Below are 15,271 nucleotides of genomic sequence, written 5' to 3' on the forward strand. Positions count from 1 at the left end.
CGAGAATTGGAACGCCGGCATGAAATCGCGACTCGTCAACGAGGCCAATGGCCAACGGACATTTGTCGTGGTGCTCGACCCGGGCGAGGAAGCGTTCGCGGCACTGACCAGCTTCGCGGTCGAGCAGAAGATCGGCAGCGCCTCCCTGACGGCGATCGGCGCGTTCCAACGGGCCACCGTCGGTTGGTTCGACCTGGAGGCGAAGAGCTATCGAAAAATCCCGATCGACGAACAATGCGAGGTCCTGAGCGCGATCGGTGATGTCGCGACAGGTGATGATGGCAAGCCAAGCCTTCATGTCCACGCGGTGCTTGGCTTGAGCGACGGCACGACCAAAGGCGGCCATCTGCTCGAAGGCACCGTTCGGCCGACATTGGAAATTACCGTGGTGGAAGCGCCGGGTCACCTGCGCCGCCGCAAGCGAGCCGAATTCGGCGTGGCTTTGATAGATCTCGGTGCCTGAAGCTGCCGCCGGGTGTCCTGCAGGTTGGCGGGCTTCGCCGCTGGCGCGTGCCCCAGAAAGCGACGTAAGGCAATGACGGACAGCTTTGCCCTACCCCTGAACACGCCCCCCATGGAGGCCAAGGCAGCCGACGCCCTGCCGGATGGGGAGGGCTTTTGGCAATACGAGCCCAAATGGGACGGGTTTCGCTGCCTCGCCTTCAAAGGCGACACGGATGTCGACTTGCGCGCCAAATCCGGCAAACCGCTCGGTCGTTACTTCCCGGAGCTCGTCGCCATGCTGCGGCAAGTCGAGGCCCGCAATTTCGTGGTCGATGGCGAGATCGTCATCGAGCTCGAGGGCCAGCTTTCTTTCGACGCGCTGCAGATGCGGCTTCACCCAGCCGAAAGCCGCATCCGCAAGCTGAGCGCGCAAACGCCTGCCCTGCTGATCCTGTTCGACATGCCGGTCGCGCCGGGCGGCACGATCCTGCTCGGCGAGCCGTTGTCGCAACGACGCCGGGCGATCGAGGGCTTCGTTCAGGACTACGCCGAGCCTGGCTTGCGGCTCTCGCCCAGCACGACCGATCCGGCGGCCGCCAGACGCTGGCTCGAGGAAGCCGGCCATGGTTCCACCGACGGCGTGGTCGCCAAATTGCTGGCCGACCCCTACCGTCCAGGGGAACGCGCGATGGTCAAGGTCAAACGGTTGCGTACGGCCGACTGCGTGGTTGGAGGATTCCGCTATCTGACCGGCAGCAAGGAGGTCGGCTCGCTCCTGCTCGGCCTTTACGATGATAGGGGCAAGCTCGACCATGTCGGCTTTACCTCGACCATCGGCAGGGATGACCGGGCTGGCGTCACCCGAAAGCTGGAAAAGCTGCGTGGCGGACCCGGCTTCACCGGCAAGGCGCCGGGCGGGCCTAGCCGCTGGAGCACGAAGCGCAGCGGCGAATGGGAGCCCCTGCGGCCGGAACTGGTGGTCGAGGTCCGCTTCGACCATGTCACCGGCGACAGGTTCCGGCATGGCACCAAACTGTTGCGCTGGCGGCCGGACAAGGCGCCGCGTCAATGCACCATGCAACAGATCCAGTGATGGAGTTCGTGCCGCGGACGCGCTTGCGAAGCCCGGTCGCGATGAGAGCCTACGCAGCGGTCGCCTCTTTGCGAGATGGCTGGAACAACCGTCCTCACGGCAAGTTGTGCTCCAGCTACACCGCTGGTGGGCTTCACGACAATTGGAGATGACAATCATGGCGACTGCGAAGAAAGCGGCAACGAAAGGGCTTGAAGCCCTGTTCCTCGACGGGCTGAAGGACATCTACTACGCCGAGAAGAAAATCCTGAAGGCGCTGCCGAAAATGGCAAAAGGCGCCGAATCCGAAGATGTTTCGGCAGCATTCGAGAAACACCTGCAGGAAACCGAGGGCCAGGTCGACCGCCTCGAACAGATCTTCGAACTCCTTGACAAGCCGGCCCGGGGCAAGACCTGTCCGGCCATCGACGGCATCATCGAGGAGGGTTCGGAAATCCTCCAGGAATACAAGGGCGACCCCGCGCTGGATGCTGGGCTGGTCGGGGCGGCGCAGGCCGTCGAACACTACGAGATCGCGCGCTACGGGACGCTGATCGCCTGGGCCGAACAGCTCGGCAAGAGCGACGTGGTCAAACTCCTGAACGAGACTCTCGAGGAGGAGACGGCGACCGACGAGGCACTTTCCAGCCTTGGCGAGGGTGGCGTCAACGAGCGTGCCCTGGAACAGGCCGCCTAGCTGGCGAGCTGTTGCCCCGGGCGCTTCAGGCGATCCGGGGCAAACTCCCCGGATTTCGGAGAACGACAATGGACCCCCGCAAAAGAGAGCAACCCGCAGTTCAGACGGAAGACCCGACGGAGACTGAAGGTCCCACGGTAGAGCAGCAGGACTGGGACGCGCTAGCAGGCGCGAAAATCCTTCCGGATGACGTCGAGGTGGAAGACGAGGCCGACGGCGAATTGCCCGAGGAAGATGACGACAACGCCTACCAGGAAAGCGACGAGGCATTGCCCGACGATGTCGAGGAAGCGGTGCTGTCACGCGATCCTTCAAGGGAAGGCGGCCGCTTCGACGAGGAGTGACCAAACTACGGGCGGATTCCGCTCAACCGACCGCGTGCATTGGGGGCTCTTCGTTCTCGTCAGGATTGGGTAACGGCGCCTCATCGGGCAATCCTTCCGGCTCCGGTTCGCCGATCGGCTTGGGCTTCCAATTGGGTGCCGGCATGGGTACGTCGCGGTTGGGGTCGGGTTCTCTCGGATCGGGCATCAAATCTGTCTCTCTTTCGGCGAACTGTGCGGGTCGGCTCTGCCCAGCACGGTCGCATGCAGAGCCCGTCCCGAGCGCTCGGGACGGGCACGGAGCCACACAGGTTTGCTAGCGATTCTTGTGGCTTTGCTCGCCAGCTCTCACATGCTGTTCATGGGTTCCGCCACGCGTCGTGCCGGCGCTGTCGCCGCCTTGTTGGCGATGGTTGCCACCGGCCGCCTGCTGCTGCTGACGGCGGTTCTTATCGTCCATGTTCTTGTGGCTCTGCTGGCCTGCTTTCACATGTTGCTCATGGCTACCACCTTGATTGGGCATCTTCTTCTCCTTTGAGTTATGCGAGGCGATCAACCGCCTCAAGGGTCAAAGACGCTGGCGGCCCGGACGTTCCCTCACGTAATATTTCGTGAATCGGACCGCCCATGGGGTAGGCCAGATCAGACGATAAGCTGCTCGATCCTGATCGGAAGATCGCGGATGCGTTTGCCAGTCGCATGGTAGACCGCGCTGGCAACGGCGGCCGCCGTGCCGACATTGCCCAGTTCTCCGAGGCCTTTGACGCCTGCCGGATTGACCTCGTGGTCAATCTCCGGAACCAGAATCACCTGGAGATCCTTGATGTCGGCATTGACCGGCACGAGGTAGTCCTGCAGATCTCGATTGACGTAGCGGGCATAGCGGCTGTCGACCTCGGTCCCCTCATGCAGCGCCTGGCCGATGCCCCAGATCATTCCGCCCATCAGTTGGCTGCGCGCCGTGCGCGTGTTCATGATGCGGCCGGCGGCAAAGGCCCCGACAATGCGCGGCACGCGGATTTCCCTGGTAAGGCGATTGATGCGAACTTCGACGAATTCCGCGCCGAATGCATATTTCACCGAATCCTCGTCCTGCTCGCCGCCGTGAAACTCCGGCTGGCCGGCATAGAGCTTCTTGAGCGCTTCGGGGCTCGCCCCCTTGGGCGCATACTCGGCATACTCCTCGATCGCCCCCACCCGCATGGTTTTCAAGACGTCCTCGACCTTTGCCGAAGCGCCGCCCTTGGCAATGATTTTGCCATCGAGGATATCCAGCTCCTCATTGTGGGCGCCGGCAAGCGCACCACCTTCGCCGGTCGCCGCGGCAAACAGCTTCGTCCTGATCGCGTCGCAGGCCTTGAGCACCGCCGAACAGACGCTTGCCGTGGAGATAGACCCTCCCGACACGGGCGCCGGGGGCAAGGTGCTGTCGCCCATCTCGACGCTCACCCTGTCCATGGCGACACCGAGGCGCTCTGCTGCCGTCTGGCCGGCGACCGTGCGCACGCCGGTGCCGATTTCATGCGAGCCGCTCTGGACGCGCACATCGCCGTCGACGGTCAGCCATACGCGCGCAGCGCAGGGAGCCGACGAGGTCGGATAGATCGCCGTCGCGCAACCCATGCCGATCAACCAGTCGCCGTCGTGCATCGACCCGACCTTGGCGTCCCGCTTCGTCCAGCCGAATGCGTCCGCCGCCTGATCGTAGCATTGCATCAGCGAGCGGCTCGAGAACGGCTTTCTCCCGATCGGCTCGGCTTTTGGCTCGTTCACCCTTCGGAACTCCACCGGGTCCATGGCCAGGGCCACCGCCATCTCGTCCATGGCGTTCTCCAGCGCGTAGACGTAAGGCGTCTCGGGAGGCGAACGCATGTAGCCGGGCGTGTTGCGGTCCGCCTGGACCAGCGACACGTGCGTAAGCACCGCGCCGTAATCATACATGCGGCCGGTCGCCGACGTTCCCCCGACCACGTAGGGATCGGGGCGCGATGTCACCTCCCAGCCCTCATGCGCGAAAGCGGTTATGCGGCCGTCCTTGTCGGCGCCCATGCGGATCCGGTGTCTGGTCTCGGCGCGATAGGTCTGGGTACCAAACGCCTGCATGCGGCTGACCACGCAACGCACCGGCCGGCCGAGACGCCTTGCCGCAACCGCGACGATCGCCGTGCGGGCCGTCATCGGTCCCTTCGAGCCGAATGCGCCGCCGATGTATGGGCTGACAATGCGCACCTTCGCCGGATCGATCTTCAACTGCCTGGCAAGTTCGGCCTTCCAGCCGGTGACGTTCTGGGACGGCTCATGAATGGTGAGTTGATCGCCCTGCCACATTGCCGTCGTCGAAAACAGTTCGATCGGATTGTGGTGCTGCGTTGGTGTCGAATAGCGTGCATCGATCCTGACCGGAGCAGCGGCATAGGCAGCATCGAAATCGCCGACCTTGACGTCTTCCTTGAACATCGGGCTTTTGCCCGCGGCGGCAATGGTCGTTGCTCCAGGGCTGTCGAAGCCCGCACTCGGTTTCTCCTCGGCGTAGTCGGCGCGGATCAGCAGCGCAGCCTCCTCCGCCGCCTCGAAGGTCTCGGCGACCACCAAGGCAATGATCTGCCCATCGTGAAAGACCTTCCGGTCATGCAGCGGCGCGATCGAGGCGGCGGCGGTATTGCCGAATTTCGGCTTGTCCACCGCGTCCATGTCGCCATAGGTCACGATGTCGAGCACGCCCGGCACCGCTCGGGCACTGTCCAGGTGAAGTCCCGTCACCGTGCCCCTGGCGATACTGCTGGTGGCCAGCGCGCCATAGGCGACATTGGCCGCCGCGAGGTCCGCCGGATAACTCGCCTGGCCGGTCACCTTCAGCCGCCCGTCGATGCGCGGCAGCGGGACACCCATGTTCTCCTTGGGCTGCGGAGCGGCTGCGTTCATGATCACACCTTCATGTCACGGGTTTCGAGGAGCGCCCGCACCAGCGTCCGTTTGCCAAGCTCGATCTTGAACGCATTGTGGCCGCGCGGCCTGGCATCGGCGAAAGCCGTCTCCGCGGCCGCCCGCGCCATTGCCTCGTCCAGCATCTTGCCGTGCAGGACCGCTTCCGCTTCCCTCGCCCGCCACGGCACCGTGGCGACGCCGCCAAGGGCTATGCGTGCCTCGCGGACGCTGTTGCCGTCGAGGTCGAGAGCGACCGCCGCGGAAGCCAGGGCGAAGGCATAGGATTCGCGGTCACGGATCTTAAGGTAGCGGGAACGGCGGGTCCAAGGACCCGCGGGCACGTCGATGGCGGTCATGATCTCGTCAGCGGCGAGGCCGGTCTCGACATGCGGCGTATCGCCGGGCAGGCGATGCAGGTTGGCGAACCGGATTTCGCGCGCGCCGCCAGAACCCTCGACATGGAGGATGGCGTCAAGGGCAATCAGTGCCTGGGCGAAATCACCATGATAGGTGGCGATGCAGGCGTCACTGACGCCCAGCACCGCGTGTTGCCTATTGAAACCGTCCATTGCCGCGCAGCCCGAACCCGGCTGGCGCTTGTTGCAGGCCCATGAGATCTCCCTGAAATACTCGCACCGCGTCCGTTGCAGCACGTTGCCGGCAAGGCTGGCCATGTTGCGGAGTTGGCCGCTGGCTGCCAGCCTGAGGCTGTCGGCAATGACCGGATAGTGGAGCTTGACGTCTTTATCGTCAGCCGCCTCGCCCATCCGCACCAGCGCGCCGAAACGAACCCCTTCGGTGGTGACGCGGATTTGCCGAAGCGCCGGCTCGGAGAGACGATTGAGATCGAGCAGGCGGTTCGGCCGGGCAACGTCGAGCTTCATGTAGTCGGCCAGATTGGTGCCGCCAGCGATGAATTGCATGTCTGACTGGGTCGGCGGCCGATCCGGCGCGGCAAAGTTCGAAGCGAGGGCGACAGCCGCCGGGATGTTGGCCGGTTGATCGAGAACGAAAGGACGCATGTCAGGCTCTCCCGGTTTCGTCGCGAGCCTGCACGATCGCGGCCACGATGTTGGGGTATGCGGCGCACCGGCATATGTTGCCGCTCATATATTCCCGGATATCGGCCTCGGAACCGGCGTGGCCTTCGTTGACGCAGCCGATGGCCGACAGAATCTGGCCCGGCGTGCAATAGCCGCACTGGAAGGCGTCATGGTCGATAAAGGCCTGCTGCATCGGATGCAGGGCGCCGTCGCGCGAGGCGAGCCCCTCCACGGTCGTCACATCCTTGCCCTGCATCATCACCGCGAAGCTCAGGCAGGAGAGGACCCGTTTTCCGTCGACGAGCACGGTGCATGCACCGCATTGCCCATGGTCGCAGCCTTTTTTCGTCCCGGTCAGCCCAACGTGGTCACGCAAGGCGTCGAGCAGGCTGGTCCTGGTGTCGAGCGAAAGCTCGTAAGCTTGCCTGTTGATACGAAGCGAGGTGACGACCGGCTCCCGGAGCTTGGAACGGGACGCGGCCACTTCCTCCGCCTTGGCCTCAGGAGACAGGAGCGGTGCGACCGCAGCGGCCGAAACCGTGCCCGTCATGAAACGTCTCCGGCTGAGGCTAATTGGCTTTGGGACGAGGGTTTCGGACATGGCTCGCTCCTGGGCTGGCTTTCGCCGCTAACCTTTCACTCCGGGCATTGTTCCGAATGCAGTGCGACAAAACCCTGCGAAGTGGCCTTGCCGGCATGGCGACAAGCAAGAAGAACGACGGTCGAGGCGGCATCCTACTCAATGACATGTGGAGTATGCCGCTTGTCCTCCTTCGGATCGACGTCAATACGTGCCTTTTTCGGATCGAAGGCGCCATGACGCGCGATGGCCAGGGCCGCGGTATCCGGCGTCTCATACGCCCACATGAAATCATCGGCCGAGCCGCCGACAGCATGAACACGCCAATAGCTCGCTGTTCCCTTCAACGGGCATTCGCTGGTGGTGTTGGTCTTCTCGAACAGGTCGAAATAGATATCCTCGAAGGGGATATAGAAGACCGGCTCATGGCCCTCTTCCCGAAGAATTTTCGCACGGTCGCTTGCGGCGACTATCGCGTCGGAGAACCGGACCGTCACCGTGCCGAGGAATGGTTCTATGCTCATGCCGCCGATAGGGCGCCTGGAAATCGCTTCTGAACCTTGCATCTGAATTCTCCTTGGCCAGCGTCTTGATGGTTGGATGACATTTGTCTTCCACGCGTGAGGTCGAAATGCGCGGCAGTGGATTGAGGTTCCGGTCCCTCCGGAAATCCTGGCGTCCGCAGTCATCAGCCTAGCCGCGCCAGGGAAATGACCGGAGCCTCATCCGTCAGGCCAGCCACGCAAGCGGCAGCGGCGTATAGCAATAGGAAATCACGTTCATTTGGTCGCCGGGGCAGTTGGCTGATCGCCACCGGTCGTCGACTTCGGTCTGGCGTCCTGGTCGACTGGTGGGTTCTTGGTGACGGTGTCGGTGTTGGCCTTCGTCGGCTCGGTGTTGTTGTCACATGCGGTGAGCGCAAGACCCGTTGCCAGGATCAGAAAGGATAGGAACCTCGTCATCGCCATCTCCTCGGGTTGACACTCGACAAACGAGGTTCCGCGATTTTGGTTGCCGCCGTGGCCACCTCTTCCAAGGGGGAGCCGTTCCCTTCATCGATCGTTTCCGCGATGTATTCAGTAAGATCGCCCACCTCATCCTGGATGTCCTGCGCCGCGATCCCCTCATCTTGCGCATCCGCCACGCACTGATTTGCGAGTTCCTCCGCGGCATCGATGCCGGACGTAGGGATAGGCTCGTCAACGACGTGTTCTTCGATCCAATCCGAAATGAAGTGGGCTGTTCGATTGACGATCAGGTCGGCGTCCTCGGACAACTCCGCTTCGCCCCTGAGCTTATCCCTGGTTGTCGTTCTCATCGGACACACCCGTTCACCTGACCAATTTCAAACGCCGATCGGCCGCAAAAGATGCAGGGAAGGAGGAAAAACGTGATCGGCCGCGCATCGGGAACGGGTGTCTCTATCCCGCGTTGTCAGCCACGCTTTGGACATCCGCGAACCCGGTAATGGCTTTGAAACCACAACGAGGCTCTCCGCCGAACGACAAGCAGCCCTCGCTGATCGATGAGGAAGCAGCCGGCCGCGCGGCCTCGACAACGAAGGACAGCAACGCCGCGGCAGGGCGGGAGCCAGGAAGCCGTGGGCGCGACGCCACGTGGCCATCTCAAATCACTGGGCTGGGGTGGAAGGACATCTTCTGGCGACTTTGGGAAGAGTTCAACAAGGACCGGGTTCTGCTGGTGGCTGCCGGCGCGACCTTCTATCTCCTGCTCGCCTTGTTTCCCGCCCTGGCAGCCTTCATCTCGATCTATGGCTTCGTCGCGGACCCGGTCACGGTCGCCGACCATGTCGCTTACCTCCAGGGATTGCTACCGCAGGGCGGGCTCGATCTTATCCGCGATCAGTTGCAGGCCTTGGCCCGGCAGAAAGCAGGCGCTCTCGGCACAGGCTTTTTCATAGGCCTGACAATCGCCCTCTGGAGCGCCAACAGCGGCATGAAGGCGCTCTTCGACGCGATGAACATCGCCTACGAAGAGCGTGAGAAACGCTCGTTCATTACCCTCAATCTGATGTCGATCCTGTTCACGGTCGGAGCCCTGCTCATCGGCATCGTGCTGCTGCTTACGGTGGGTGTTGTCCCGGCGCTGTTGCGCTTTTTCTACCTTGATGCCTGGACAGAAACCGTGGTTGCGGTATCTCGATGGCCCATCCTGGTAGTGTCGATCCTAACCGGCATTTCCTTGCTCTACCGCTTCGGGCCGAGCCGGGAACATGCGAAATGGCGATGGTTGAGCTGGGGAGCGCTTGCGGCAACCGCGGCATGGATTATCGCGTCGTGGCTGTTCTCGTTCTACCTCCAGCATTTTGCCAACTATAACGCGACATACGGCTCGCTCGGTGCCGTGGTCGGCCTGATGATGTGGACATGGATTTCAGTCATCATCCTGATCGCCGGCGCCGCCATCAACGCGGAAATGGAACATCAGACAGCCTGTGACTCGACCACAGGCCCGGCGGTTCCCATGGGTGAGCGCGGCGCGGTCGTCGCCGACACATTGGGCAAGACTGCGGACTGATGAAACTTTCAGGTAGATGTGCCATCGTCACCTGCACGAGCGACAAGGTTCGAGCCACTCTCACCAAGTGCGGCTATCGTCTATAAAACGGGAATGCTGGTACTCAGCGCCCCAGGTTGATGGGAGGGGGGTCCTATTGCCCAATCGGGCAGGCCAAAGAGGATGAGCAGCCACACACCGACTTGCTGAAGGGCGTCGCTGCCCATGGCGCTGGCGGGAAGTCAAAACAGGAACCTTTGCCAAGGCTTTGCCGTTGAAACCGCGTTCGCCATCGCGGACATCACCCTTCAGTCTGCTGAAAGCTAGTTCCGTGGATACGAAGCCTCAGAAAAGCGAGCCGGACCCGTCCGACGACAGGGCTGGACAAAGCAAGCGTCTCGCCAGCCAGCCGAGTTCGCGGCACGACAAATCGGACGATCGGCAAATGGACGACAGGCCGCAGAAATCGAACCTGCTGGGCTTTCCCAGGCGCCATCCCTATTGGACAGCGGCAATTGTCCTCCTGCTTCTGCTTGTTGCGATGGGTGTAGCGATCTGGTGGCTGAATACGCGTCAGTATGAATCCACCGATGATGCCTTCATCGATGCCCGCACGGTAACGGTGAGCGCCGAGATTGCCGGGCGTATCACCGATGTGGCCGTCACCGACAACCAGCCGGTGCGCAAGGGTGACGTTCTCTTGCGCATCGACGACAGCGACTACCGGGCATCGCTCAGCCAAGCGGATGCCGGCGTAGCCGCCGCTCAGGCCGACATCACCAATGTGGCGGCCCAGATCGAGGCGCAAAATGCCAAGATCGACGCCGCCCAGAAGCAGGTGGCGCTGGCCCAGGCAGCGCTCGACTTCGCCAAGGCCGAAGACCAGCGCAATCGCGAATTGCTGACGAAGGGCACGGTGACGCAGCAGCAGGCGCAGCAGGCTGCATCGACCCTTCGACAGGACCAGGCAACCCTGGACAGCGCCGAGGCGGACGTGGCCGCGGCGAAGAGCCAGGTGACAGTGCTGCAGGCACAGACCAAAAGCGGCGAAGCCAAGCTTCACCAGGCACAGGCCAGCCGGGATCAAGCCCGCACGGCACTGACCCGTACCACTATTACAGCCCCTGTCGCCGGCCGCGCGACAAGCATTTCGGCCGCCATCGGCACCTACACCCAGCCGGGTCAGGTGCTCATGATGTTCGTTCCCAACGAAGTCTGGGTAAAGGCGAACTTCAAGGAAACCCAACTCGACAGGATGCGAACCGGACAGCCGGTGGACATCGATATCGACGCCTATCCGGACAAGACCTTTCATGGCCATGTCGACAGCCTGCAGGCCGGCAGCGGCACCGCCTTCAGCCTGCTGCCCGCCGAAAATGCCACCGGCAATTTCGTCAAGGTGGTGCAGCGTGTGCCGGTCAAGATCGTCTTCGACAACCCGCCCGATGTGCTGCTCGGCCCAGGCCTGTCGGTGGTGCCGACGGTCAAGGTGCGATGAGCCGCGACAACGCCAGCGACCAGGGCGAAAGCCGATCCGCGGCCGGTGAGCGCAATCCCTGGCTCATCGCCATCATTGTCTCCATTGCCACCTTCATGCTGGTGCTCGACACCTCGATCGCCAATGTGGCGCTGCGCAACATCGCCGGCAGCCTGGCTGCCGGCATGGATGAAAGTACCTGGGTCATCACCACCTATCTGGTCGCCAACTCCGTGATCATTCCAATCAGTGGGTGGCTGGCCAGCGTGATCGGCCGCAAGCGCTACTACATGCTTTGCGTCGCGACGTTTACCCTGGCATCGCTGCTGTGCGGGCTGGCGCCCAATCTCGAGATGCTCATCGTCTTCAGGATCCTGCAGGGCCTCGGCGGCGGCGGCATGGCGCCAAGCGAGCAATCCATCCTGGCCGACACCTTTCCGCCTGAAAAGCGCTCGCAGGCATTTGCCCTCTACGGCATCGCCGTCATCGTCGCGCCGACGGTCGGGCCGACCATCGGCGGCTGGCTGACCGACAATTTTTCGTGGCACTGGATCTTCTTCATCAACGTGCCGTTCGGCATCATGTCACTGGCGTTGGTGCAGTGGCTGCTGGTCGAACCGGAGGTACTCGAACGCGAACGCCAGCAGCGGCTGAAAGGAGGTCTCAGGATCGACTGGGTCGGATTCATCCTGGTGGCGACCGCGCTCGGCTGCCTCGAAATCTTTCTCGACGAGGGCCAGCGCAACGACTGGTTCGCGTCGAGCTTCATCACGACTTTCGCCATTATCTCGGCGATCTCCTTCGCCCTGCTGATCCCATGGGAATTCCGCCACCGCGATCCGATCGTCGACATGCGCCTGCTGTTCACCCGCCAGTTCGGTACATCCTTCCTAGTGATGATGGCGGTCGGTGCGGTGCTGTTCAGCACCACGCAGCTGATGCCCCAGCTGCAGCAGACCGCCTTCGACTACACGGCGACGCTATCGGGCCTGTCGATGATGCCGGGCGGCATCGCCATGCTGATGCTCATGCCGATTTCGGGATTTGCCGCCGGCATCGTCCAGCCAAAATACCTGATCATGGCGGGCATGGCGGTGGTGGCGATCGGCCTGTGGCATATGACTTCGCTTACGCCCGACGCCAGCTTCAGCTTCTTTGCCTTTGCCCGCATCTTCCTGATGATCGGATTGCCGTTCCTGTTTATCCCGATTTCGACCGCGGCATATGTCGGTCTGGCGCCGCAAAAGACCAACCAGGCCTCGGCCTTGATCAATGTTGCCCGCAATATCGGCGGCAGCATCGGCGTGTCGCTCTCCAACACTGTGATCGCCCAGAACGCACAACTCCATCAGGCGAACCTTGTCGGCCACACCGCGCAATCGTCGCCCGCCTACCAGCAGGTGGTACGGCAGGCGACCGAGCACTTCGTCGCCGAGGGTTCCTCGATGCTCCAGGCCAAGCAGCAGGCCATTGGCTGGATCGGGCAGTTGATCGCCCGCCAGGCTTCACTGCTCGCCTATATCGACGTCTTTCGTTACTGCGCGGTGGCAACGGCGCTGCTGGTTCCTCTCGCCCTTCTGCTGCGGTCTTCGCAAGGAAACCCGATCGGCAATAGCGGGGAGGCGTCTGGACCTCCTGGATGACAGGAACCGATCGCCGGCCGGTCCGCACCGCGAACCGCTCCAAGCGGAACGGATCGTCTTCTTGCCGGTTGTGAAGGAAAGGAGATTTCCCATGTCAGACGGTATCATGTGGCTAATCGTCGTCGCCGGCGGGCCAGCGTTGCTGGTCATACTGATTGCCTATGTCTTGGTAACCCGCCGTAACCGTGGTCCGGTTGAACGCAGGGAAAGCGACCGCGCTACCGACCAGCTCTATCGCGAGGACGATCGGCGATAGCTTGCGCATTGGCGGTGTAGGAGGTCGTCGCGGACATGCAACGACCTCCCCTTGGTCTCACCGCATCAAGCACCGCCTCAGGAACGCAAAGAGCCTGTTCCCGCTGATCGTTGCACGGACCCGAGCCGCGGCCCATCGGGCTTTCATGGTGGCACCGACGTGGCAATCACAGACAATGTCGTGGAGTTGCCAGTCGCTCAATTCGAAGAAGCGCTTTGCCTCGCCGTATGTGTCGTCCCCCAGCCCCGATGCACGCAAGATCGGGTCTTCGAAGGCAACCGCGAGTGCCGATCCTTCCCCACGTGCGATGGCCCGTGCTTCAGGACGCAAATGTTCCGTGCCGGTTAGCGCACCGAGGCATCGTTCGGGATTTTGCTCGAGAAGTTCAGCCCAACGCGCGATGCGTTCATTACGTGTCATTACCGAAAACGGCGCCAGCGGCTCAATCCTGGCGACGGTTTGGAGCTGGTCGAGTGTCTGATGTTTCATGGTCGGCTCCTGTCTGAGAGGGAGAAGCACCCACGCCTTCTGAAGAAATTATCGCCCGGCAGGGCTTCGACAAGACGGAGGTTTGACGAATTCGCCGCTGGCGACGAACTCCAAAATAATGTCGCGGGCAAACAACCGTGATCAGCTCGCACTATCGCGCCGCCACTTCCTGGCAGAGCCTTCCAACTGAATGCTCGCACGATGCCGTGGCGTCAGAGTTCCAGCAGGGCATAGGGGCGGCCGTTCGGTTTGGCCACGTGCATGGCGACGTTGTAAACCTTGGCGCCGCCCGGCGTTTGGCCTTCATAGGAGCCGCGATGCGCGTGACCGTGCACAACGGCGCTGACCTTGAACCGATCGATCGTCTCGGCAAGGCGTGAAGAGCCAAGAAACGGAAATATCTCCAGCGGTTCTCCCTCGACGGTCTCAGCGATCGGCGCGTAGTGGAGGACCACGAGCGTCCGCTTCGCCCGTACCTGGCGCATCGCGTTTTCGAGGCGCATTGCCTCGTTGACACTTTCCGAGACCATCGCCTTGATCGCGGGTTCGCCGAAGGAGCCGAGCATGCGCGATCCGAAGCCACCGACGAACCCTTTCACGCCGACGAAGCCGACCTCCTCGATTTCGACCGCATGGCCATCGAGAAGGTGAACATGCGCCTGGCGCAGGATGTTTGCGACGTCGTCCACCGCGCCGGATTCGTAGTCGTGGTTGCCGAGCACCGCCACCACGGGGATCGAGCAGTTGCGCAGGTCCTCGGCGAGCATCTCCGCCTCACGAGGCTTGCCGAGATTGGTGAGATCTCCCGTCAGGACGAGAATCTCGGCTTCCCTCGATATCTCGCCGAAGAGATCGCGATACGAGGTTCGGGGATCTTCCCTGACATGCAAATCCCCCATGGCAGCAACTCTGAGCGTCCCTGCGTTATCCTTCGGCGCGACGTTCTCCAGGCGGTCAGGCATCACGAAAATCTCCCACGCCGCCGACGCCGGCGAAGCCCCATTCCTTGACATCGATCTCGTAGTCGGTTTGCGACAGCAGCCGCCCGCGGCAGATCTTCATCCTGGGGGACGGCAATTGCCGTTGCTTGGCGAGGCGGTCGAGCAGTTCATCGAGGAGCCATGCCGGGATGTGATCGCGCTCGCTTGGGTAAATCCATCTGAAGTTGATGAGCTGCATCAGCAGGACCTCCCAATGAACCTCCAGATAGGAAAGCAGCCGGTGCCAATCTATCTGGTCGTGTGCCTTGAGGATCGTGTGGGCGATATCGGCGCCGTCGTGCCGGCCCCTGTCTTGAATGAAGCATTTGGACCAGATGAGTTCGGTCGGCCCGATGATCCGCACACGGCTGCCCAGCAACTCGGTCTGTCTGGCGTGCTCCAGCCATCGATCGCCAACAGGCATCATGCCGTTGGCCGATCCGAAGATGACGTCGAAGAAATGCCTGCCCTTGAACACCTTGCCAAGCCACCGGTCGTCCACGATTTCGACGGCGTAGCCAAGCTCCTTGAAATGGGCGAGGATCCGCGCGTAATCACCGGCCTTGCAAAAGATATCGAGATCCTTGGTCTGGCGAGTGACGCCGGTATAGGCGCTTACCGCATAGGTTCCAGCGACCAGAAAGGGAATGTCCGTGGCGGTGAGCTCGCGGACGGCTTCCATGTAGAACACCTCCGCCCCGGCGTGCTTAAGCGTCGGCGCCGCCTTTGCATTGATCAACGGGAGCGAAACCAGGACGTCTTCGCGTGATCGATCGGTGGTCATCAATGATGGCTCCTAGCCGCCAACCGACAAGTCGGCCGCTG

The 15,271-nt window shown here is 62.3% G+C and carries 18 protein-coding genes; 8 read left to right on the top strand and 10 right to left on the bottom strand.

Annotated elements, in window-relative coordinates; all coding sequences use genetic code 11:
* The first annotated feature begins 19 nt into the window (after positions 1–19).
* From FJ950_RS16220 to FJ950_RS16235, 4 genes are all read left to right on the top strand, one after another.
* Positions 20–463 (top strand): PPC domain-containing DNA-binding protein, encoded by a 444-nt coding sequence (locus tag FJ950_RS16220; RefSeq protein ID WP_015319106.1) that lies wholly within the window; start codon positions 20–22, stop codon positions 461–463.
* Between the two features lie 72 nt (positions 464–535).
* Positions 536–1,537: an ATP-dependent DNA ligase gene (locus tag FJ950_RS16225; protein ID WP_140617516.1), complete on the top strand. Its 1,002-nt coding sequence runs from the start codon at positions 536–538 to the stop codon at positions 1,535–1,537.
* Between the two features lie 157 nt (positions 1,538–1,694).
* Positions 1,695–2,213, top strand: a complete 519-nt coding sequence (locus FJ950_RS16230; RefSeq protein WP_015319108.1) for a ferritin-like domain-containing protein — start codon at positions 1,695–1,697, stop codon at positions 2,211–2,213.
* Between the two features lie 68 nt (positions 2,214–2,281).
* Complete coding sequence (locus FJ950_RS16235; RefSeq protein ID WP_015319109.1) at positions 2,282–2,557, top strand: hypothetical protein; 276 nt, start codon at positions 2,282–2,284, stop codon at positions 2,555–2,557.
* Between the two features lie 295 nt (positions 2,558–2,852).
* Here FJ950_RS16235 and FJ950_RS16245 read toward each other — a convergent pair whose 3' ends face one another.
* From FJ950_RS16245 to FJ950_RS16275, 7 genes are all read right to left on the bottom strand, one after another.
* Complete coding sequence (locus FJ950_RS16245; RefSeq protein ID WP_140617517.1) at positions 2,853–3,059, bottom strand: hypothetical protein; 207 nt, start codon at positions 3,057–3,059, stop codon at positions 2,853–2,855.
* Positions 3,060–3,178: 119 nt separating this feature from the next.
* Entirely contained in the window at positions 3,179–5,458 is a 2,280-nt protein-coding gene (locus FJ950_RS16250; RefSeq protein ID WP_140617518.1) for a xanthine dehydrogenase family protein molybdopterin-binding subunit, read from the bottom strand.
* Positions 5,459–5,460: 2 nt separating this feature from the next.
* The gene (locus tag FJ950_RS16255; RefSeq protein WP_140617519.1) at positions 5,461–6,483 is read right to left on the bottom strand and encodes an FAD binding domain-containing protein; all 1,023 of its coding nucleotides are present in this window, start codon (positions 6,481–6,483) and stop codon (positions 5,461–5,463) included.
* A gap of 1 nt (position 6,484) precedes the next feature.
* Positions 6,485–7,054 (bottom strand): (2Fe-2S)-binding protein, encoded by a 570-nt coding sequence (locus FJ950_RS16260; protein WP_167331131.1) that lies wholly within the window; start codon positions 7,052–7,054, stop codon positions 6,485–6,487.
* A gap of 185 nt (positions 7,055–7,239) precedes the next feature.
* Positions 7,240–7,650 carry a DUF427 domain-containing protein gene (locus FJ950_RS16265; protein ID WP_140617520.1) on the bottom strand — a complete coding sequence of 137 codons (411 nt, stop codon included), beginning with the start codon at positions 7,648–7,650 and terminating at the stop codon, positions 7,240–7,242.
* A 213-nt stretch (positions 7,651–7,863) separates the two neighbouring features.
* On the bottom strand, positions 7,864–8,046 hold the full coding sequence (locus FJ950_RS16270) for a hypothetical protein (protein ID WP_015319116.1): 183 nt from the start codon (positions 8,044–8,046) through the stop codon (positions 7,864–7,866).
* On the bottom strand, positions 8,043–8,402 hold the full coding sequence (locus tag FJ950_RS16275; protein ID WP_140617521.1) for a DUF768 domain-containing protein: 360 nt from the start codon (positions 8,400–8,402) through the stop codon (positions 8,043–8,045). The genes FJ950_RS16270 and FJ950_RS16275 overlap by 4 nt, the downstream gene beginning before the upstream one ends.
* A 149-nt stretch (positions 8,403–8,551) precedes the next feature.
* Between FJ950_RS16275 and FJ950_RS16280 the strand changes: the two genes are divergently transcribed.
* From FJ950_RS16280 to FJ950_RS29530, 4 genes are all read left to right on the top strand, one after another.
* Complete coding sequence (locus FJ950_RS16280; protein ID WP_140617522.1) at positions 8,552–9,622, top strand: YihY/virulence factor BrkB family protein; 1,071 nt, start codon at positions 8,552–8,554, stop codon at positions 9,620–9,622.
* Between the two features lie 424 nt (positions 9,623–10,046).
* Positions 10,047–11,099: an HlyD family secretion protein gene (locus FJ950_RS16285; protein WP_140617523.1), complete on the top strand. Its 1,053-nt coding sequence runs from the start codon at positions 10,047–10,049 to the stop codon at positions 11,097–11,099.
* On the top strand, positions 11,096–12,721 hold the full coding sequence (locus tag FJ950_RS16290) for a DHA2 family efflux MFS transporter permease subunit (RefSeq protein ID WP_140617524.1): 1,626 nt from the start codon (positions 11,096–11,098) through the stop codon (positions 12,719–12,721). The genes FJ950_RS16285 and FJ950_RS16290 overlap by 4 nt, the downstream gene beginning before the upstream one ends.
* 91 nt (positions 12,722–12,812) lie before the next feature.
* The gene (locus FJ950_RS29530; RefSeq protein WP_015319121.1) at positions 12,813–12,977 is read left to right on the top strand and encodes a hypothetical protein; all 165 of its coding nucleotides are present in this window, start codon (positions 12,813–12,815) and stop codon (positions 12,975–12,977) included.
* Positions 12,978–13,034: 57 nt separating this feature from the next.
* Here FJ950_RS29530 and FJ950_RS16295 read toward each other — a convergent pair whose 3' ends face one another.
* The 3 genes from FJ950_RS16295 to FJ950_RS16305 all read right to left on the bottom strand — a co-directional run bounded on the left by FJ950_RS16295 (position 13,035) and on the right by FJ950_RS16305 (position 15,230).
* Positions 13,035–13,466 (bottom strand): hypothetical protein, encoded by a 432-nt coding sequence (locus FJ950_RS16295; protein ID WP_023771244.1) that lies wholly within the window; start codon positions 13,464–13,466, stop codon positions 13,035–13,037.
* A 212-nt stretch (positions 13,467–13,678) separates the two neighbouring features.
* Entirely contained in the window at positions 13,679–14,428 is a 750-nt protein-coding gene (locus FJ950_RS16300) for a metallophosphoesterase (RefSeq protein ID WP_140617525.1), read from the bottom strand.
* Entirely contained in the window at positions 14,421–15,230 is an 810-nt protein-coding gene (locus tag FJ950_RS16305) for a hypothetical protein (RefSeq protein WP_015319124.1), read from the bottom strand. Before FJ950_RS16305 ends, FJ950_RS16300 begins: the two co-directional genes overlap by 8 nt.
* Between the last annotated feature and the right edge of the window lie 41 nt (positions 15,231–15,271).

It is taken from the genome of Mesorhizobium sp. B2-3-14, assembly GCF_006442175.1.
GTDB classification, from domain to species: domain Bacteria; phylum Pseudomonadota; class Alphaproteobacteria; order Rhizobiales; family Rhizobiaceae; genus Mesorhizobium; species Mesorhizobium australicum.